General features: G+C 38.8%; 13 protein-coding genes. 8 read left to right on the plus strand and 5 right to left on the minus strand.

The window, feature by feature from the left end; translation table 11 throughout:
• Positions 1-329: 329 nt before the first annotated feature.
• Positions 330-4,814 carry a malectin domain-containing carbohydrate-binding protein gene (locus ADICYQ_RS26035; protein WP_020890160.1) on the minus strand — a complete coding sequence of 1,495 codons (4,485 nt, stop codon included), beginning with the start codon at positions 4,812-4,814 and terminating at the stop codon, positions 330-332.
• An 89-nt stretch (positions 4,815-4,903) separates the two neighbouring features.
• A complete protein-coding gene (locus tag ADICYQ_RS12455) occupies positions 4,904-8,446 on the minus strand; it encodes a malectin domain-containing carbohydrate-binding protein (protein ID WP_020890161.1) in 3,543 nt (1,180 codons plus the stop codon).
• Positions 8,447-8,668: 222 nt separating this feature from the next.
• Here ADICYQ_RS12455 and ADICYQ_RS12460 point away from each other — a divergent pair, with 222 nt between their 5' ends.
• Together ADICYQ_RS12460 and ADICYQ_RS12465 are read left to right on the plus strand one after the other, a co-directional pair.
• Entirely contained in the window at positions 8,669-9,892 is a 1,224-nt protein-coding gene (locus ADICYQ_RS12460; protein ID WP_040416027.1) for a multidrug effflux MFS transporter, read from the plus strand.
• A gap of 80 nt (positions 9,893-9,972) precedes the next feature.
• Positions 9,973-11,601, plus strand: coding sequence for an ABC-F family ATP-binding cassette domain-containing protein (locus tag ADICYQ_RS12465; protein ID WP_020890163.1), 1,629 nt, complete (start codon positions 9,973-9,975; stop codon positions 11,599-11,601).
• A gap of 65 nt (positions 11,602-11,666) precedes the next feature.
• Here the strand turns inward: ADICYQ_RS12465 and ADICYQ_RS12470 are convergent, their stop codons facing one another.
• The 3 genes from ADICYQ_RS12470 to ADICYQ_RS12480 form a co-directional block, all read right to left on the minus strand.
• Positions 11,667-13,076 carry a Gfo/Idh/MocA family protein gene (locus ADICYQ_RS12470; protein WP_020890164.1) on the minus strand — a complete coding sequence of 470 codons (1,410 nt, stop codon included), beginning with the start codon at positions 13,074-13,076 and terminating at the stop codon, positions 11,667-11,669.
• A 53-nt stretch (positions 13,077-13,129) separates the two neighbouring features.
• Positions 13,130-14,236 (minus strand): acyltransferase family protein, encoded by a 1,107-nt coding sequence (locus ADICYQ_RS12475; protein WP_020890165.1) that lies wholly within the window; start codon positions 14,234-14,236, stop codon positions 13,130-13,132.
• 299 nt (positions 14,237-14,535) lie between these two features.
• Positions 14,536-15,630: an SGNH/GDSL hydrolase family protein gene (locus tag ADICYQ_RS12480; RefSeq protein ID WP_051160192.1), complete on the minus strand. Its 1,095-nt coding sequence runs from the start codon at positions 15,628-15,630 to the stop codon at positions 14,536-14,538.
• Positions 15,631-15,722: 92 nt separating this feature from the next.
• Between ADICYQ_RS12480 and ADICYQ_RS29335 the strand changes: the two genes are divergently transcribed.
• The 6 genes from ADICYQ_RS29335 to ADICYQ_RS12500 form a co-directional block, all read left to right on the plus strand.
• Positions 15,723-16,415 carry a sulfatase-like hydrolase/transferase gene (locus ADICYQ_RS29335; RefSeq protein WP_262485369.1) on the plus strand — a complete coding sequence of 231 codons (693 nt, stop codon included), beginning with the start codon at positions 15,723-15,725 and terminating at the stop codon, positions 16,413-16,415.
• Positions 16,384-17,109 (plus strand): sulfatase family protein, encoded by a 726-nt coding sequence (locus ADICYQ_RS29340; RefSeq protein ID WP_020890169.1) that lies wholly within the window; start codon positions 16,384-16,386, stop codon positions 17,107-17,109. The genes ADICYQ_RS29335 and ADICYQ_RS29340 overlap by 32 nt, the downstream gene beginning before the upstream one ends.
• A gap of 295 nt (positions 17,110-17,404) precedes the next feature.
• The gene (gene glmS / locus ADICYQ_RS12490) at positions 17,405-19,240 is read left to right on the plus strand and encodes a glutamine--fructose-6-phosphate transaminase (isomerizing) (protein ID WP_020890170.1); all 1,836 of its coding nucleotides are present in this window, start codon (positions 17,405-17,407) and stop codon (positions 19,238-19,240) included.
• A 27-nt stretch (positions 19,241-19,267) separates the two neighbouring features.
• Entirely contained in the window at positions 19,268-20,827 is a 1,560-nt protein-coding gene (locus ADICYQ_RS12495) for a DUF4954 family protein (RefSeq protein ID WP_020890171.1), read from the plus strand.
• Positions 20,803-21,480 (plus strand): DUF6819 domain-containing protein, encoded by a 678-nt coding sequence (locus tag ADICYQ_RS29345; RefSeq protein ID WP_020890172.1) that lies wholly within the window; start codon positions 20,803-20,805, stop codon positions 21,478-21,480. The genes ADICYQ_RS12495 and ADICYQ_RS29345 overlap by 25 nt, the downstream gene beginning before the upstream one ends.
• Before the next feature lie 285 nt (positions 21,481-21,765).
• The coding region (locus tag ADICYQ_RS12500; RefSeq protein ID WP_040416030.1) for a hypothetical protein at positions 21,766-22,643 on the plus strand (878 nt) is incomplete at its 3' end.

Genomic DNA, 22,643 nt, shown 5'->3' on the forward strand with positions numbered 1-22,643 from the left:
TGTTTGGAATTTTCTTTGCCCCCTTTATTTACTCAACTGTGCTTTCGTTAATTTTAATCCTGAAGGTATTATAGGTCTATAGAACACATTTTGGTTTTAATATTGTTCGACCCTGTTAGGGTCGCATTCCTAAACATGAATCATCGCCTAAAAACATATTACCCTGCTAGGGTCAACATTCAAATAACGAATTACCCTTAACAGAGCACAATCCATCCTTTACAGCTGCTTTATGGTTTAGGTAAACCTCTAAAAAAAGAAAGGCCTGGTGGGATACCAGACCTTTCGGGGTTAGTTGATTATTTTAAAAAGTGGATTGTAATTACTTTCTATCTATTGATAATTAACCTTAACTGATCAACTATACCATCTCTACCAAGCAACCTCACCATATAAACACCTTGTTCCAGTCTGCTCAATGGTAATGTGTAAGTATTTACACTGTTGTTTCTGGCATTGAAAGTCAACACTAGTCTTCCCTCCATGTCGTAAACGTTGATCCAATCCAAGGATACTTCTCCTGGAATAACGATAAACGCTTCATTTTGAGCTGGATTTGGGTAGATAATTGCCTCAGATAAAGTTGATTTTTGCTGCTCCTCGGTTGAAACCTCTGCTGTACCTTCTGGTAAAGCATCTTCTTCAAATAGGATTCTTGCATTTGAGCCATCTCCACCATTAATGGAGTCTACTCTTTCCAGGATTATACCTGAGACACTTGCATTGTTTGCTGATGCTACGAAACCAAGGTTGATTTCCCCATCTGTGATCACAATGTCCTCGAAAACAAGTTCTGTTGGCTCATAATTGCTTTCTACAAACAAATCAAAGTCATCTCTAACCGTAACACCTTCAATCAGGATATCAAAGACCCTTTGTCCAGGCTGACCAGCAGGTCCACCATTTCCAAACCATAATTCATTGTGGAAAGTCCTTACCCTATAGGTACCATTGTCTACCGAAATACCATAGGTCAAGTTTTTATCATACCTGTCCGTCTGGTAGAGTTCAACGGTACTTGCTGACGTGTTTCTATAGGTTTTGGTGCTATTGAAAATGGTTGGGAAAGCTTTGTCTCCTAAGAATAGTTTGCCTTGATAAGAGGTATTCACATCTGATCCGGCATTCAATGTCATAGACCAAACAGGAGCTTCCTCCCAGATAGTAATATCCAGGGTATCTGAATCCATTACAGCAACACTGTCCATCACAGTCAAAATCACAGAATAGTTACCCGCTGTATCGTACAGATGCGATGGGTTAATCAATGCGCTTGACTCGCCATCACCAAAGTTCCAATTGTAGATCAAGTCCCCTGAACCTGTAGAGGCAGAAGCATCAAAAGTGATTTCAAAAGGTGCTGCACCTTCGACAGCAGATGAATTAATAATTGCTGATGGTGGCAAAGTAACCGAAGTCATTGACTCTATTTTAAAGCCAACGATAGTTGCGTTGTTTTTCGTTGCTACTAAGCCAATGTTTAACTCCCCATCCCTTACTTCAATGTTTTCAAAAGTCAACTCAGTCGGCACATTGCCAAACTCCGCGAACAAATCAAACCCATTTTTAACGACTTCACCTTCAATCATTATATTGTACACTCGCTGACCTACTTCCGAAGCTGGGCCTGATTTACCAAACCATAATTCATTGTGATAGGTTGTTATGGTATAAACGCCATTCTCTACTGGTGTAGTGATCGTGAAGTTCTTACCTGATCTTTCTGTTAAAAACATTGTTGGATCACCTGCCCCAAAATTACTCCAGGTAGATGCGTTTGCGAAAGTAACTCCAGAAGAAGATTCCCCTTCGAAATCAGTACCCATGTAGCTTGTTGGGGTGTCCGTACCAGCATTAACATTCAGAGAATAAGCAGGTACTGGAATATAATCACCCACTATTATTTCAATCTCATCTGTATCCATGTTCCCGTTTTCGTCTGTTACATTCAGACTTACCAAATAGGTACCATTTTCATTAAAGGTATACTCTGGCTGCGCCTCTGTAGAAGTAGAGTCATTTCCAAAGTTCCACTCATAAGTCAATAGGCTACTGCCAGTAGAATTTCCGGCGTCAAACGTTACAGCCAAAGGAGCTGGACCATTTACCGTATTGGCTTCTGCTAAAGCTTCAGGATAAACGATTAGTCCATTCTGAGCAATTATGGAGAATCCAGACATGTTGGCTTTATTAACTGTAGCTACCAACTGAATGTCCAGGGTATCATCTGCTACTGTTATATTTTCATGTATCAACTCCATTGGTTCGTAACCATTTTCGATAAATAAATCAAAATTAGCTTTTACAAGTTCTCCTTCGATATAAATATCATACACCCTTTGGTTGGCCCGACCTTCACGTCCATTTTTACCAAACCACAGTTCATTGTGGTACGTTTTCACAGTAAAGACACCGTTCTGAACAGGAACTGAATAGCTAAAGTTATTGCCAAATCGTTCTGTTAAGTACAATGGAGGATTTGGTAAGGAGTTGTTACTATAGGCATTTGAACCTGAATAGATCACCCCTGCATTGTCTTCTCCGATAAATGATTTACCATCATTCTCTACAGTCACCTGGCTACCAGCGTTGATATTTAACTCAAACTCTGAAGCAGGAATAGCATTAACGGTCACAGAATCTATGGCTGTATTTCCAAACAAACTTGATACGGTCAGCTTGACATTGTATTCACCAAACTCCTCAAATATATGTGTTGGATTTTGGTCAGTAGAAGTGTTTCCATCACCAAAGTCCCAGGCAAAAGTAAAGTCTTGAGGCCTTGATATTTCATTGGTAAATGCTACTTCTAATGGTACTATACCTCCTACAGTAGATGAAGTGATATTGGCTATCGGTACAGCTCCAATTTCCCCTTGGTTTACTATAGAGATTCCGGAAATACTCGCATTGTTCACCTTTGCAATTAGATTGAGGCTTAATTTTCCATCGGTTACCTGGATGTCCTCAAAAACCAAAGCAATTGGCTGATTGTTGTTTTCAATGAACAAATCAAAATTAGGTTGGACAACATCCCCTTCAAGTAGGATATCGTAAACACGCCTTCCTGCCTCATTAGGCCCTCCATTTGGTAAACCAAACCAAGTTTCTGTATGATGCGTGGTGACAGTGTAAACCCCATTAGGCACTTCTATCTCGTAGGCAATATTTGAAGCATACCTTTCAGATTTGTACATTTCATTTCCTACAACGTTTCCATTTCTATAAACCGAACCTCCATTGTGAATTGAGGCAAGATTAACATCTCCTATATAAGAATTTCCTTCAAACTCAACATTTGTTCCCGATCCAGTATTGTAATACAAGAAGACCTCTTCAAAATTACCATCCGCAATAATTGGTATGGTAATCTCCTCATCATTTTTTGTAGTAATTACCAGATTGGCAGCACCTGTAAGACTTTCACCGACAAAATCAAGCGTTAAGTTATAAGATTCGCCCGCTCTCAATAGTACCTCGCTAACCAATTCACCGGATATGATTTCAAAATCTTCAACATCTTCACCTGTAATGACTACAGATTTGATCCAAAGTCCTGTTTTACCGTTTTCAAGCGCTATACTTACTTCCTTAGGCTCTCCCTTTTTAACAAGAATAGATTCCGGTAAAATCAATTCACTTTCTACCAAAGGTGTGGTATTAGGTTCATCAAAACCGAAGTATTCCATGTTGCCAATATTTCCGCCTCCTTTACGAGGAGAACCAGCAACAACATACAATCCTTTTCCAGAAACAATACCTTGTGTACCATGACGCCCGATATTCAGGGTATCTAGTACTTTCCATTCCTGGGTCAATGGATCAAACATCTCCACATTAGGTAGCGCAAGAGGATTTGTAGCAACCTCTCCACCAGCTACAATCAACTTACCAAGATAATTATTCACTACCGCGGCAGCTCTTGGCGTTGGTAAATCCAAACTGTCAGGTAAAGTACTCCATGTTTGTGAATTGAAATCATAAACATCAACTTCTGACAATACTGGAGCAAAAGTTCCTTCCGGTCCTCCGGATTGTCTACCGGAAACAGCGTATAATTTGTTGCCTATAGTTGCAGCAAAGAAATGGTCTCTGGCGCGAGGAGCATCACCTAATATTGTCCATTCGCCTGTTTCAGGATCGTACATGTCAAAATAATTAACATAACCGCCATCATGGCCATCTGTATTTCCACCCACTACGTAGAATTTACCTCTGTACTCTACCAAACCAGCTGATCCTCTTCTCCTATTTTCAGGAATTTCAGGCCCCTCAATCCAGATTTCGTTCACTGGATCAAACATCCAAATATTTGATGCCGGAGTTTCATTTGGAAAATCATTGGTATCAAAAGCACCAATTACCCAAATTAAACCCTGATAAGTAACTGCCTGGAAATGATTAAAGCTATAAGGATTGATTTCTGTCAAAGACCTCCATGAATCATTGCCTATATCATAAATATCAATGGTAGTTGAACTTTCTCTGCCTCCCATAAGGTAAAACTCATGACCTGCCTGTACAAAACTACCTTCATGCCTAGGGTGGTAGGAACGGTTTTCATTTTTAAAATTCCATTCCTGACTCGTTAATTGTGGACTAATGGTCCAATTAAAGTTAAATGAGGCAGCATCTGAATGAATTTCATCTTCATCATCGATGGTAACGGTAATTCTATATGGGCTATTGGCCAATGCGCCTTCTTCGATTGTTCCGTAAATGGTACCATTGGTAGGTTCCACATATATTCCCGGAGGCAATCCTACTGCAGCATAACTTAAGTTACCATTTCCACCGGAAGCCTGAACAAACATACTTCCATCTGTTTCATGACCAACAAAATTTATTTGATCTTCAACTTTAGTATAAGTAATTGGCGTTTGAATTGGCTTACCAAGGATTTCTATTCCATTGAAAAGTGGATTCTCTTTTGTTTTTCGAAAAAGATATTCAACTCCCCATCAGTGACTGTCACAAGGTATTGCTCCATACCACCTACTTGATGGCCAAAACGCTCTATAAGATCAATGGATGTTTCTACAACTTCTCCTTCGATTTGAATGCCATAGTAACGTTTTCCAAGTGCAGAGGTACCTATATACCCATTCCCTAAATAAAGATTTACCGCATATTGTCCATCAGGAAGTGGAATTTTGTATTCCATGGTAGCATCAGTAGTATACCGTTCTTTATTAAAGATCGAAACATATTCGGCATCTGTAATATAACTAGGTATGGAAGCGTGTCTGTTTTCAATAGGGAAAACATTACTACCACTTTTACTATTTGTAGCTTCAAAAGCCTCTGTATATGCAGGTCCCTGAACATAATTGGCCATCCATGATGGTAAACCACCTGTTGAACTTATCTCCGTTCCACCACCACTAATTCTTAAAAGTATGGTGAAATCCTGCTCTACCATCACTTCAAAAGTTTGCTCGATATAATAGCCATTTTGATCCGTCGCTCTTACCGTTATATCCGAAGTAACTTCGTCATTTGGAATATCTACTGTTAATATTTTATCATTGATAGTAGCTCCAACTACAGGGTTCGTGTTTTCCGTAACCGAGAACGTCAAATTATTTTCTCCATTATTGTCGCCAAAGTATTCCGTAAGGTCTACTGTAACGTCATCGTCTCCCAACAATCGGCTGATGTCTTTCAAGCTACGGATGTCATATGGTTTTTCTCCAATGACACTGATAAAATTCCACACCCCAATAAAACTCTTGGTGGTATCATTGCTGGTACCATAAATACCCACTGCCAATGGTTGATTGATATCTTGTATGGAAGTTAGTACTGCTCCAGCTGCTTGAATGGTGCCAAGTGGCACCAATGCCTGGTTACTGTACTTATAAAAAGGTTTAACTGTTCCGTTTACAGGATCTACATCGAAAGACAGTTCTATTAGCGTGTTTGAACTTGGTCGCTCATTTACAGGTATTGGAAGAAACAAAGGATTTGGGTCTTCCACATCGTTAATTTCCTGGGATGCAAGTACTCCTGCATCATTAAACACAAGCTTGATGAAATTACTTTGAGTACCATCCCCAATCTGAATTCCAACTTCACCGGTTCCATCAAAATCATACAATTGGCCAGGAGAGGATAAACCTATTATTCCTGAAGAAATGACATAGTTCCCTATTTCATTACCAACATTTACACCTAACTGAAAGCCTTTTTCCTGGTTGTTTGACAATCCATTGGCGGTTCCGCCTGTCATGGATACCTGAATGGCACCAGCAGTACCTCCATAAATATCAGGTGGTCCAGGACTGTCATTCCCTTTGTCCAGCCAATCCAGCCAGTTGGGATTACTATCCCCATTGTTCATGAGTCCGGTTAGACCTAAACCTAGATAACCAAATTCATCTCCTGAAGCATCAGATTGATTGGTAAACAACTGGTTTTCCAATGGTAAATTAATTGGATAACCGACTTGGAAAGCATCCAAAGAATCTAGAATGCCATCACCATCATCATCCTCATCATTGAGGTTAGATATTAAATCCTTGTCATAATCATTTGGTGCTGAACCACCAGAACAATAGTCTGTGCCATTGTCAAGTTCATCCTGATTGGTATATCCATCATGATCATAATCAGCTAAAGGATCAAATTCCGGATCATCTACTGCTATGCAAAATATATCATCAGCAGGTGTCAAGACCATTATCCTGTTGTCAAAGGTAGCCGCCCAGATCGTTCCCGGGAATGAGGACACGTCCCCATTGGTAGTGATACCTAAAGCATTTCCACCATTCAGGTTCCATTTGTTAAATTCAGCTTCTTTTAATGTTCCGTTCTCATTAAGGTGAATTAAATGCAAAATACCTCCATTCTTACCGACAATTAAAGATCCTTTAATTGCTCCTTCAAAGTTACTTGCAGTATATTCAGCTATACCGTTTGAGTTGTTTGGTACAACTGTAACAATGTCTGGTTGTGGTCCATTAGAATTGGGTAAAGTAGGCGAAATAAAATCCGCTTCCACTCCATTGGCTACACTATAAGGTACTGGAGGCCAGTTAGCTGGAAGACTATTGGATGCATATTCCTCAAATCCCGGTTGGCCGGGTGCTACCGGCTCTAATATTTGTGTTCTAAACTTATCTGTAGGTTGTACAGTAGGAGTGATATTCGTAAAATCTTTATCATCACCAACAAATTTCGTGTACAATCCTGCTCCACCTGGAGAAAAAGGAAAAGGACTACCTGTCTGATAAGGTTGTCCTGGATTCGCTCTTAAAGGTGTTGGGTGCCCGCCGTAATAACTTCCTGAAGAATAAGTTTCTAAATCATTGGTGACCATTAATAGGTGATCCTGATTGTCTACAAACTCACCAGTTGTGGTAGGGTTTAGCGGACTAGCACCTGGTTCAAGAGGATCATAAGCATTACTAACTGTTAGAGAGTCCCCTTCATTCGCTGGCATTCCACCCCAGTTGATATTGGCGCCATTGTCTGTCAAATAAAGCTTATTGCTTTCAGTTACTACTAAATCATAGGTGTTTCTATAACCTGGTGAAAAGATTTGAACAGGACCATCTAAGGTTACCATACCCATGTTCAATCCATCATTACCCCCAAAAGGGTCGTTAACATCTATTCCATCATATCCAGGATCATTTGGGTTATAAATCCCATTTACATTTGCCCTGGTTGGATCATCTAGTGTAGGAACATCATATTTATAAGCCCTTCCTGAATGGCTGTCTGTTTTGACTGGAAGTGCTTCGATAGCATCCAAATCAATTTTCAAAACTGCACCGGCTAGGGCATATTCAGATATATAAGTGAAATTCTTTGAAGGTGCACCTGCATTTGTAAAACCTCCATTACTAATAATCAGATAGGGTTTACCTCCAATTATAGTATGTTCAATACCGTTAATAGCATGGTTTTCTTCAGATCTTGCAAGCCCTCGAACCAAATCAATAACCTCCCAGGCTGTACCTGTCCAAGTCAATCTGGTTATCATACCCGAATTGGTATCTAACATCGTATCTCCACTGGGTCCACCCCATTTAGGATCACTTGAAGTGGCATAAATAACAGGATTTTCGGCTGTACCTGTTACGGTAATACCCGTTATTTGACGACCATATCGATTGTCAAAGGCCAATAAGCCATGGTCATCATAATTAGGTATATTTTTAACACCTAATAATACTTCCTCCCCAACAACATCGTATTGGTTTGGACCTTCCTTAGAAATTGAATAGATTTTAATCTCTCCCTTGAGCTGTGAAACATAAAGTCGCTCATCAGGACCAAACTCTAAAGAGGTACCTAATACAATCTCATCGAACTCATTGAAATTTAGTGCTGTTTGGTTAAAACTTACTGTTTGACTTAATAGTTTTCCCGAACTCCCCAATCCAATCAAAAGAATGTAAAAAAACAATCTGACCGGAATAATAACCCGCTTTTTCATCGTAATTGAAATTAAATATGCTAAAACTGTCCTATAATAAAAATATAAAAATTTATAACTGTTTATATGACACAATATTAATGAATTAGTAACTCAAAGTCAAGTTTGAAAAGCATTTTAATCATTTTAAAATACATTTTTATCTATTCATTTGTTTTTAATCGCATGGTTTATCCAAAGAAGGTAGAATATGTATTTTAATGGTTACTTTTGTTTATTATTATGAAGGAGCAAAAAAGCTATTTTATTCTGGTTCTGATTCTAGGGGCACTGAGCACCATTAGTCCATTTTCTGTGGACATGTACCTACCAGCTTTCCCTGCCATAGCAGACAGCCTTTCCACAAGTATTTCAAATGTTCAGTTGTCTTTGACCAGCTACTTGATTGGAATTGCTATTGGACAATTGTTTTATGGTCCACTACTTGATAGATTTGGTAGAAAAAAGCCACTTTATATAGGTCTCTGGATTTATGTGGTTACTTCCATAGGTTGCTCTTTTACTTCTTCTGTTGAATCGCTAATCTTTATGCGCTTTATGCAAGCGGTGGGAGGTTGTGTGGGCATGGTCGCAGCTCAGGCATTGGTAAGGGATATTTTCCCTGTAAATAAAATAGCCCAGGCATTTGCCATGCTTACTTTGGTGATTGCGGTTTCGCCAATGATTGCACCCACTCTTGGTGGATACATCACTGCTCACTTCCATTGGCATTGGCTTTTTATAATCTTGTCTATTCTTTGTACCCTTATAATATTTGCTTGTAAATGGCAACTTCCAGATGGAGCGGATCCTGACCCAAGTGTATCGCTAAAACCTAAGGCCGTTACCTATAAATATATAGAGGTATTAAAAGACAAACAGTACCTTACTTACATACTCGTTGGTGGAATTGCCGGAGCAGCACCATTTGCCTATATCGCAGGCTCATCAGATGTCTTTATTAATATATACGGGTTATCTGTAACCGAATATGGCTGGTTGTTTGCCTTCCTATCAATAGCCATGATAGGTGCTACGCAGTTAAACCACATTTTATTAAATCATTTTAGTAACCGAACCATTGTAATTACAGCTTTGTGCTACCAATTGGTCATTGGTTTTATAATGGTCGTAGGGGTTTGGGCAAACATCTTCAATGTCTATTTTCTTATAGGCATGATGTTTATATTTTTAACCGGACATGGATTAAGTGTACCGAATTCTGCAGCGATATCCCTAGCTCCATTCACCAAAAATGCAGGAAGTGCTGCAGCAATGATGGGATTCATGCGCATGGCCATTGGAGGCATCGTTTCCGCTTTGGTCAGTGTGTTTCACAATGGAACGGCAATACCGATGGTTTTTTTGATGGCTTCCTGTATTTTAATTGCAGGTCTTGTATTGCTAAAATATTTTCATTCAACTGGAGAACTACTATCCAGGTACCGGAATTCAAAAGCTAGTTAAGGGTCAAATTGCTATATAATAGGTGATACTGGAATAATTTTTAACTTTGCACTTTATTATTAAAACAGTAAGTAAAAAGAATGATTTCAGTAGATAATTTATCCCTCAAATTCGGCAAGAGAACCTTGTTCGAAGAAGTTAATTTAAAATTTACTCCCGGAAACTGTTTTGGCGTTATCGGTGCCAATGGAGCGGGTAAATCAACTTTTTTAAAGATCCTTACTGGTGAGATGGATAGTACTACGGGTAATGTTAACATTACACCTGGTCAACGAATGGCCGTATTGTCTCAGGATCACTTTGCCTTTCAGGATGAAGAAGTTTTACGTACCGTGATTATCGGTCACCAAAAACTTTTTGAAATCATGACTGAGAAGGATGCCATCTATATGAAAGAAGACTTTAGCGAGGCTGATGGATTGAGGGCAGCAGAATTAGAAGCTGATTTCGCAGAAATGGATGGTTGGAATGCAGAAAGTGATGCTGCTGCATTATTGTCTGGACTAGGCGTAGTGGAAAGCCTTCATGGTAAACTAATGAAAGACCTTTCTGGTGACCAAAAGGTAAGGGTGCTTCTTGCTCAAGCTTTGTTTGGTAACCCTGACATCCTGGTTCTTGATGAACCTACCAATGATTTGGATGCAGAAACGATCGGTTGGCTAGAGGATTTTTTGATTAACTTCAAAAATCTAGTAATTGTTGTTTCGCATGATAGGCACTTCTTAGATGAAGTAGCTACACATATAGTAGACATTGACTTTGGTAAAATAAATATCTACTCTGGAAATTATACCTTCTGGTACGAATCTTCGCAAATTGCAGCCAAACAAAAAACAGATCAAAACAAGAAGGCTGAAGACAAGCGAAAAGAACTCCAAGCATTTATAGAGCGTTTTTCTGCCAACGTAGCCAAATCAAAGCAGGCTACAGCAAGAAAAAAGATGCTGGAAAAATTGAATGTGGATGAAATTAAACCATCTACCAGAAAATATCCTGGTATTATTTTCAAACCAGAACGTGAAGCTGGTGACCAAATACTTCTCACCGAAGAGCTTGAGTTGAAAAATGATGGAACCACTTATTTTACTGATGTAAATTTAATGGTGGATAAAGGAGACAAAATTGCCTTCCTTTCAAAAACCAAACAAGCTGTGACAAAGTTTTTTCAAACTTTAATGGACGAAAATCCAGTACAGTCTGGAAGCTATAAATGGGGAGTAACCATCAATAAGGCTTATATGCCAAATGACAATTCTCCTTTCTTTGACTCTGACTTGAAATTAATTGATTGGCTAAGTCAATATTCGGATAATCAGGAAGAAGCTTACGTTCGTACCTTTTTGGGAAGAATGCTATTTACGGGTGAGGAATCCTTTAAGAAAGCGTCAGTGCTTTCTGGTGGTGAAAAAGTAAGGTGTATGCTCTCTCGCATGATGCTCCAAAATCCAAACTTATTGGTTTTGGATGAACCTACCAATCACCTGGACCTGGAATCAATTCATGCCCTTAACAATGCAATGATAGATTTCAATGGCACGGTATTGTTCTCCTCTTATGACCACGCTTTTGTTCAGACGGTAGCCAATAGAATTATTGAATTTACCCCGTCAGGAACAATCGATAGAAGAATGGATTATGAGTCTTACCTTGAAAGCTCAGAGATCAAAGCGCTCAGAGAAAAAATGTATGGAACTTCAAAAGTAAAATAAGAAGAATATATAGTTGAAAAATAAAGTAAAAAGCTGTGGAAATAATTTCCACAGCTTTTTTATTTTTAAACGTTTACGCCTGTCGTTCCACCACCTTTTAAGGTAAGTTCAATAGGAGCATTCGTTTTCCAAGATCCACCTGTAAAGTCAGGTACATCTATAGAGTTGGATCTGTTTGCTACTGACCACTCACTCAATGGAGCAATTGCACTCCAAAGTGCGCCATCATATACATCTTGATCGTAAGGAAGACCGTTTCTAAGACAATCGATCATTCTCCAGTCCATCATGAAGTCCATGCCACCATGACCTCCAATTTTCTTGGCCATCTCCCCTACTTTTTTAACAATTTCTGGGGTATATTTTTCTTCTAAAGCTTTCATTTCTTCCGCTTTAAACCATCCTTCATGTCCAGTAGAAATACCTGGCGTAGGATATTTACTTGCGACACCTTTAGTGCCACTCAATAAATGAAGTCTGGAATAAGGACGAGGAGAGCTCACATCATGCTGAAGCATAATTGATTTACCCTTCTTAGTCTTTACTATAGTGGTATTCATATTGCCCCTAAAGTTCTTAGTAGCATAGGAATTAAAGAAATCATCTGTTTTTGCCAACTCCTGAGCATGAGCTTTCATAAGATAGTCATTGCTGGAAAGAGAAGTAAGGTAATCCATTTGATCTCCCCTATTGATATCCATTGCCTGACAAACAGGTCCTAATCCGTGGGTAGGGTAAAGATTACCATCCCTATAATTTTCTTTTAAACGCCACATGTCCTGGTAGCCGTCTTTAGCAAAATTCAATCCCAACAAATCATGAATATACGCTCCTTCACCATGGAAAACATCTCCAAAGAAACCATCTCTGGCCATATTGAGCGTCATCAATTCAAAGAAATCATAACAACAGTTCTCCATCATCATGCAATGTTTCTTTGTCCTTTCTGAAGTCTCTACCAACTGCCAGCACTCTTCAACTGTAACTGCGATTGGCACTTCACAACAAGAATGTTTACCTGCTTCCATAGCATAAACAGCCATAGGAGTATGCCATTCCCAAGGAGTAGCGATGTAGATCAAATCAAGATCATCTCTGTCCATCATTTCCTTCCACGCGTATGAAGAACCGCTGTAAGTATCAGGTGTGTGGGAAGTTCCCTCCAAAGACTTAACTACTTTATTTACCATTTCCGGTAGCAAATCACAAAGTGCTTTGATTTCTACTCCTTCGATTTTACTAAGTCTATTCACTGCTCCAGGTCCTCTGCTTCCAAGACCAACAATTCCTACTCTTACCACATCTAATTTAGGTGCAGCATAACCTGACATGTTAAATCTCTGGGTATGACTTCTCTTGCTTTGGGCAAGGACATTGTTTTGTTCTTCTAGTGACAACCCTTTAAAACCAGTTCCCACTACTCCTAATCCGGCAAGGCCGGAGAGCTTCAAAAACTCTCTCCTTTTATTACTCATAAGTACATTAATTAGTTAGTTGAATTTTTAATTTATATTTCCATTTAAAATCATCAGATTTTAAAAAACACTTTCTTTTTATACAAGAAATAACACAAATACCACATAATGGCCAAGGTAAAGATGCCATTTAGCAAAGCCAAAATCACTTCAGGAACCCCAATCGGTTCCAAAAATCCATAATTGAAAACATGAACCACATTTGTTAACCATCGATGCCCCAATAGATTGGCAAACAAATAAATGAATATGGAATTCATGCCCACAACCGTAAACATAAAAGGCCATTTATTAATTTTCTTAACATCTATAAACCAGAAAAAGAAAGCTAGCACCAAAATCGCCCATCCGCCAGAAGCCAGAACGAAGGAACTGGTACAAATTCTTTTAATAATCGGCGTAATACCCGTCCAATCAAGTCCATATCCCAAAACCAAGCCTGACAGACCAGCAATTACTAAATATTTTATCTTGATAGCATTGGTTTTATCACTTAGCAGTAATTTACCACACATTGCTCCCCAAAGGGTGTGCGCTGCTGTAGGAATGCAATTTATGGCTACCCATCCCCCACTACTAATTTTACCCATTAAAATCATGTCCATATAGGATCCGAAATTTTCCCCTTTGATAAAAGGGGCCGCAGGATCATACAGCCTATACATCAATTCCGTCAACACCAACAAGCCAATAGAGATGGCAAATTGATATTTAAATGGTTTTCTGATTAAGAAATAAGTGAATAAGATGGTAAAAGACAGCTGTGTAAGGACATTCCATAACTCGAAAACCAGCTCTCCAGCATTAATACAATATAAACCCGTACCAAAAAGAAAAAGAAGTAGACACCTTCTAAGAATATGTCTTGTCACTTTCTTTTGATCTCCCTGATTAGCCAATCGTTTATTTAAGGAGAATGGCATGGCCACACCTACAATGAACATAAAGAATGGCTGAATAAGATCCCAAAACCTTAACCCATTCCATGGGTGGTGGGTGAATTGGTTGAAAAATGAATACCCTATAGATCCTTCGGAAAACAATCCCTGAAAAACACCATAAATCATTGCAGACTCCCCAACCAATAAAAACATCGTGATCCCTCTATAGGCATCCAAGGAAACTAGTCTTTTGTTACTGGCATTCTGAAGTGTGGTCATTCGCAGTTAGTGAAGAAAATAAAAGTTTATTTACCTAAAAGGGATAATTCAAATATAGCTTTTCATGGTTCAGGTTCAAATAGAACATCCTATAAATTATATGACTGGTTACCCTTTTATTCTAAAATTTCCCTCTTCAAGCCAGATTATACCATAGATTCCCTATTGAATCATGAAATAAAATGAAAGTTTCAATTAATTGGCATCATAAATAAACCAACATAAGGAAAATGATCGAATTCCAGGCAAAAACCAACATTGAATTTTTCATTTAGAACAAGAAACCATTCCCTGAATTCTTAATTTAAAATTTCATTTACAATTGAATAGTACCCTCTCGCTTGTTGGTCCATTCCCAAATCGGTAGGATGCGTTCCATCAACAGTTCCTTCCATGGTTAGGCCTATGTCTTCCTTTTCCAGGTAATACAATTCTTCCACGCCTTCAGTAATCAACTTTATATAGGCTGCCTTTAACAGTTCATTTCTGTTTTGATAAGCTTCTTTTCTATCCTTATTAACCAGTTCATCGGTATAGCCGGCATGTTCCACCATAAGGATTGGGGTATCCGGCCTCTTTGCTTTCAATTCTCTCACTGAATCAAGAATTCTTTTGGTGACTTCATCCTCGGAGAAGCTATTCCTAACCAAATTGGGTAAACAATCCAGAACATAAAGACTGCTATTAATAGTAGTCATATAGTCAATAAGGGGTTCTTCTAATAACCCATTTCCAGAAAAACCCAGGTTGATCATTGGCTTATTAATCATTCTTTCTAAAATCGCAGTCCATGCCATACCTGGCCTGGAAGCACAGCCTCCTTGAGCAATGGAGGTACCATAAACTACTACAGGCAAATCTTCATTCCCTGGAGCAATAAAACTGAAAGTTGCTTTTTCATTTACCCCTATTTCAAGAAAAGTCACTTCATTGTACAAAGGCAGATAAAGGTCAAAATCTTTAGCTGTACTACTGTCAGCAATAAGTGGGAAGGTATATTGTATGGTATCACCAAAGGAATAATGACCACGAACCCATAGCCAACGATCGCTTTCTCTAGTGTACAGGTCAAGTCCACTTACACCTGTAGCAGGCATATGAGTCTTACCGTGAGCCCCAGAAACAACATATTTTACCTTAATTTCTTCAGCATTTGTATTGAATCGCAATTTAACTCCTGCAGCATGTCTGGATAAATCCCATACTGCTTTTCTTACCTTATTCTCTGCATCAGCTGGGAGTCTGTGGTAATCCACGCCTGGCCATCCCTGACCATGAACAAGATTTTTACCAGGAACACTTAAAGGATCTTTCCAACTTAATTCCTCCTGGGCAAAAACCAATGTGAACTGGCAAATTAATAGAGACAGTGCTAAAAACAATCTTAGATTCATCGTGATATAATTAGTGAAATTATTTTTTGGGAAAGTTTAAGCAACTAATTTAGAAAAATTAAGAAGATAAAACCTAAAAAAATCAATAAACTGTGAACCAAATAATTTCTCTCTGTCTGATTATCGGACTTTCCCTAGGCAATTCCTTAGTGGCCCAAACACGATCCAATAAAAAACCGAATGTTATTGTCATCCTCACTGATGACCAAGGTTACAAAGATCTTGGAAGTTACGGGGCTACAGACCTTAAAACCCCCAATATTGATCGATTGGCCAAGGAAGGAGTGAAATTTACCCAATTTTATGCGGCTGCACCTGTTTGTTCCCCTTCCAGAGCAGCATTGATGACCGGTAAATACAATTTCAATGCTGGTCTTTTTGGCAATGTCGTTCCTCCCAATTCTGATCCTGAAGGCAAGTCGGGATTACCTACCGAAGAGGTAACTATGGCAGAAATGTTTAAATCTAACGGTTATAGAACCGGTTTAATAGGCAAATGGCATTTGGGCCATACACCAGAGAAATTACCCAATGGTCAGGGATTTGATTATTTCTTTGGACACCAAAGAGGGTGTATTGATAATTATTCACACTTCTTCTTCTGGCATGGTCCAAACCTTCATGACCTTTATCGAAATGAAACAGAAATCTACAGGCCAGGAGAATTTTTCGGTGACCTGATGGTACAAGAAATGAAGCAGTTTATAAGTGAAAAATCAGACCAACCCTTTTTTCACTTATTGGGCCATAAATATGCCGCATTACCCTTATCAGGGAGACCCTAAATGGTTGGACTATTATAGTGAGCTAGAAACGCCCAGAAAGGAATACGCGGCCTTTGTATCCACAATTGATGATATGGTTGGAGAAATATATTACCACCTCAAAGCCATCGGTGAACTGGATAACACGATCATTGTCTACCAGTCAGATCATGGTTTTAGCGTAGAAGAGCGCGCGTTTTTTGGCGGTGGCGATTCAGGAGCTTTAAGTGGGGCTAAATTTAGCATGTTGGAAGGGGGAATAAGAGTTCCTGCCATTATCAGATTCCCATCCGTAATACCAGAAAGTGAGAGCAGGCACCATTGGGCAAATAGTATCGATTGGATGCCAACACTTGCCGAATTAACTGGGATCAATATTCCTTCCAGTCAAAAAATAGATGGTAAAAGTTTGTTGCCCTTGATTTTAGATCCCCAAAAAGCCACCCCACATGAAACCATGTTCTGGGGTACTGGATTTCCTGATGATAAAAGGCATGCCTGGGCAGTTCGTAAAGGCCCCTGGAAATTACTAGGAAATCCTTATGACCCAACCGGTAAGTTGACCTTTACAGAATCAGACAAACTCTACTTAACCAATATGGAAATGGATTCTACAGAGGTAAATAACCTGGCGGATAAATATCCTGAAAGGGTAAAAGAGTTAAATGAAATGTATGAAAGTTGGATAAATGAAATAAAAAGTGAAATAAAGTAAGTTGTTTTTACATTTTTCTAATAAATAGTTTCAAATTTCAAACCTTATTTATTAAAGTAAAAATAAAGAATTGAGTAAATGATTAAAAATAAATCACATCATAAAAATAGATAAATAAAATTTTAAATCAAACTTTAGTTAAAAATTAAAAAGTAAGAAGAACTTTTCCTTACTTTTTAATTTTCTAAGGTATTCAGCTCAAAATTCAATGTTGTAATTCATCATTTTTATTCATTAAATTTCGGAATAGTATTACATTAACAATTTTTACAATACATTATTCCGATATTTTATTATGTGTGGTATAGTAGCATACATTGGATCCAGAGAAGCATATCCAATAATTTTAAAAGGCCTACAGCGCCTGGAATACCGAGGTTATGACAGTTCTGGCGTAGCCCTATTAGACAAGGAATTGTCTGTTTACAAAAAGATGGGCAAGGTGGCTGAGCTGGAATCCTCTCTTGTGGGCAAAAACCTTCATGCGCATTCGGGGATTGGCCATACCAGATGGGCAACTCATGGAGAGCCTTCTGACAGAAATGCACATCCTCACCGCTCCAAATCCGGGAAATTGGCAATGGTACACAATGGTATCATTGAAAATTATGCTCCTATAAAGAAAGAGCTTCAGCAAAAAGGATATGTTTTTGAGAGTGAAACCGATACGGAAGTATTGCTTCATTTTATAGATGACATTTACCAAAATGATGCCGAAAATCTGGAGGAAGCTGTAAGAATAGCCCTTAAGCGAATTGTAGGTGCTTACGTAATCATTATTATTGATCAGGACCAACCTGATACATTGATCGCAGCCCGAAAAGGAAGTCCTTTGGTGATTGGTATCGGTAAAAACGAGCATTTTTTAGCTTCTGATGCTAGCCCAATTATAGAATATACCAAGGAAGTGGTTTATATCAACGATTACGAAATGGCTATCGTAAAACCTGATGAACTGATCTTAAAAAACCCAGGGAATGAAAGAATAACCCCCTTTATCACCAAGCTTGATATGGAGTTGGCAGCCATAGAAAAAGGGGGCTATGAACATTTTATGCTGAAAGAAATTTTTGAGCAGCCAACAGCCATTTTTGATTGCCTTAGAGGAAGGCTTGACGCCAAAAGTGGTACCATCACGATGGGGGGCATTGACCAACATCTTGATTTATTGAAAGAGGCCAAAAGAATCATAATAGTAGGTTGTGGTACCTCCTGGCATGCTGGCCTTTTGGCGGAATATGTTCTGGAAGAACTTTGCCGCATACCTGTGGAAGTAGAGTATGCTTCTGAATTTAGGTATAGAAATCCAGTGATAAACCCTGGAGATGTGATCATTGCTGTCTCTCAAAGTGGGGAAACAGCAGATACTTTGGTTGCACTTGAAAATGCTAAAAGTAAAGGGGCGTTTATTTTTGGAGTAGTCAATGTCGTAGGCTCAAGTATTGCCAGGTTATCAGAAGCAGGTGCCTATACCCATGCAGGACCCGAAATAGGTGTAGCCTCTACTAAAGCCTTTACAGCGCAGCTTGCAGTGCTTTATATGATTGCGATTAAATTGGGCTATGCCAAAGGGACTTTATCGAAAGAAAGGTACCAGCATTACATCAACGAGCTTTCTTTAGTCCCTGAAAAAATTCAAGATGTGTTGAATAATGCAGCTTCCATCGAAAAATTAGCTGCTAAATATCAGCACGCAAGAGATTTTCTTTTCCTGGGAAGGGGTTACAATTTTCCAATTGCCTTAGAAGGGGCGCTTAAATTAAAAGAAATCAGTTATATCCATGCAGAAGGATACCCTGCCGCTGAAATGAAACATGGGCCAATCGCCCTTGTAGAGGAAACGCTACCTGTGGTATTTGTTGCAACCCGGGACCTTTACCATGAAAAGCTTGTCAGCAATGCCAGAGAGATTAAGGCACGAAAAGGGCTGGTATTGGCTGTGGTTACTGAGAATGACACCGTATTTGAAGAAATTGCAGATGACATTATCTCAGTTCCTGCTGCTGATGAACTAATTGCGCCACTGATTAGTGTAGTACCACTTCAACTTCTGGCCTATTATACTGGCCTTGCAAAAGGACTGGATGTAGACAAACCCAGGAATTTGGCAAAATCTGTCACAGTTGAATAGTTTATTTTTTAAACAAAGATTTTTAACATGAATAAAATCTCGCGTCATCCATTGTCATCTTTGGGCTATCAGTTTATTGATCCTAAATATTTGCCGGAAGGTGCCGATGAATACTATCTTCGAAACAAACAGAACAGGACAAAAACTTTGTTTCGAAACTTAAGTGCAAGTGAACTTGAACAGCTTGTAAGGAATCACAATCAAGCTGACAACTGGAACAACATCTTGGTTTCTGATGCTTTTAATCCTGATCTGGTAAAAAATTGTAAATTTTTCGGCTTGATAAGAATTGGGAAATTGGAGCCTTTTTTCCTTGAATACCATAACTTAAGAATGCCAGTTGGTCTGTACAACAGTACCATTATCAGTTGCGATATTGGGGACAATGTGGTCATCGACAATGTCAACTACCTTTCCCATTATATTTTAGGCGATGAGGTAGTTTTGGTAAATGTCAATGAAATGTCTACAACAAGCCATGCGAAGTTTGGCAATGGCATTGTAAAGGAAGGCGAATCAGAAGATGTAAGGATATGGCTTGAGCTCTGCAATGAAAACGGAGGTAGAAAAGTAGCCCCATTTAGTGGCATGCTCCCAGGTGATGCCTGGATGTGGTCCAGGTACAGAACAGACGAACGCTTTCAATCCAAACTCCTCTCTTTTACGCAAAACGAATTTGATGTAAAAAGAGGCTATTATGGTAAAGTAGGCGACCGCTGCATTATTAAGAACACCTTGATCATAAAAGATGTTTGGATCGGATCAGATGCATATATCAAAGGTGCTAATAAACTTAAAAACCTAACAATACACTCAACGGCAGATGCCAGCACTCAAGTGGGCGAAGGCTGTGAATTGGTAAATGGAATTGTAAGTGAAGGTTGCACCCTTTTCTATGGGGTAAAAGCAGTGAGGTTTTTAATGGCTGCCCAGTCCCAATTAAAGTATGGTGCCAGACTGATCAATAGCTATTTAGGTTCCAATGCAACCATCTCTTGTTGTGAGGTTTTGAACTCTCTAATTTTCCCTTCCCATGAACAGCACCATAACAACTCCTTTTTATGTGCTGCCTTGGTACAGGGACAGAGCAATATGGCCGCAGGTGCCACGGTAGGCTCCAACCATAACTCCAGGGGAGCAGATGGGGAAATCATTGCAGGAAGAGGCTTTTGGCCTGGCTTATGCGTAAGCCTCAAGCACAATTCCCGCCTGGCTACTTTTACCATTGTGGCCAAAGGTGATTATCCGGCGGAATTGGATATCCCAATACCCTTTTCTTTGCTGAGCAATGATGTCACCCATGATGAATTGATCGTTATGCCCGCTTATTGGTTCCAATACAACCTTTATGCGCTGTCAAGAAACGCCTGGAAATACAAAGCCAGGGACAAGAGAATAGAGAAATTTCAACGTTTGGAATTTGATTTTCTAGCTCCTGACAGTATGGTTGAAGTTTTGAATTCCATTACTGTATTAGAAGAGCTTTGTGGAAAGGCTTTCTTTGCAAAACATCCAACGGGACAAGAAGAGTCCAATCAATCTATTAAACAAAAGGAAAAAAATTGCTTTCTTCAAAGGATCCACTAGTTAAAGAACTAGACATTTTTGCTACTGGATGGGAAAACAGCAAAAGAAAAATCAGACTGATAAAGGTCGCTGAGGCTTATACCCTATTCAAGCAACTTATTCAATACTATCCTGTTTATTGCTTGTCAGAATATTATTCCAAGGTGGATTTAAGTAATGAAAGCTTCCTAAAAGAATTGACGTCCAAACTTCCTGCCCCTGACATGTGGATTAATGTCGGTGGACAATTGGTGCCAAAACTTTGTATGGATCAATTGATCGCAGATGTAAAAGAAGGAGAGATTAATAGCTGGAATGACCTGCATGACCGATACATAAAACTCGGAAATGAGTATGAGGAAGCTAAAACCAAACATGCTTTTGCCATTGCCTTTGCAGATCAAGGCATAGAAACTTCAGATTTTGATAAAAGCCAATTGTTCGAAATGCTGGAAGCATCAAAATCCTTTCGCCAAGCCATGTCTGAAAAAATTTATAGCAGTAGGAAAAAAGACTATGACAACCCTTTTAGAAACATGGTATATGCCAACGAAGAAGAAAGAGATCTTGTATTGGGCGCTTTAGAAGACAACGGCTTCATCCAAACTGAAAAAGAGGAAAGTCAGAAATTTATTCAGCAAATAAATGATTTCCAGAATAGTTTAAACATATAATGGACTGAATTCAACTTGATCCATGAAGTAAAAGGGAGCTTAGCTAATGCTATACTCCCTTTTTTTATCCCTAATTCAGCCAAAACATTCTCATACCAACCCCATGACAATTCTTACCCAATATCTTTTTTACTAGCCCCAAATGCTATTTTTGTTTGGAAATATCCGAAGGCATTAAAAATATCAGCAACTCCTACATGGGTAAATAGTAATCTGCCTTTTTAAACCCCAAATATTTTACTAAATTATATTTAAATCGGCATTTGGACCAAATCCACATAAATTATGATCGGAAAAGCTATTTTCACTGTGATTTTTGTTGGTACATTAGGCGCTATAGTCTCAATTCAATCGAATGCGCAACCTTGTCCTGATCTCAAAATTGATCCTATTGCACTAAATCAAAGTTATTTAGAGATTCAGTCCCCCGAGGGTATTCATCAAATTCCATTGCCTAATATTATGGTTTTCCCGGAAGGCAAAGAACGTATTTACTGCTTACTCCCTGATATTTTAACCAATCAAAACAGTCCAATCATTCAATGGAATGAATTGGTATTAAAGAAAAGTTTAAACTCAACAGACAAATGGCAGGGAAATATAGACAGAGCAGAATATCACCCTACACTTTGTCTCCCATCCTTGAAACCTGCAAATTTTACAAATGCCCTATCCTCCTCAGATTTTTATTATGAGACCCAGGCAAATAGGGTGTCAATGCAAGGCAGCATTTCTTTTGCCAACATTGAAGACAATAAAATAACATTGCATTTAAACATAGTCGATCAGGAAATCCCAAGGCCAAAAATCAATAATCTATCAGGGCAAATATTTACTTCAACTGGAGAAATGGAAGTGATTTCTGGTGAAATAAGCTTTGAGGAGAACAAAGGAGTTTTAAGGGGCTCAGGCATCGCTTCCTCCAATTCGGAAAACCAGGGCTTTCAATTTTCAATACCAAATTATACCGGGAAGTCTGGGAAGTATATGGTAAATGAAGGAGATGAAAAACATCCTATGTATACCATTTACAACGTAAAAGGTGAGCCTTTAACAGGGTTGGAAATTTATAAATATGAACTGCAATCGACTGATTTAAGGTTTAAATCATTTTTTGATAAAATCCCCTTTAATGTAGATTCTTTAGACCTACATCGTTTAAA

The sequence above is a fragment of the Cyclobacterium qasimii M12-11B genome, from assembly GCF_000427295.1.
In the GTDB taxonomy this organism is placed as follows: Bacteria; Bacteroidota; Bacteroidia; order Cytophagales; family Cyclobacteriaceae; genus Cyclobacterium; species Cyclobacterium qasimii.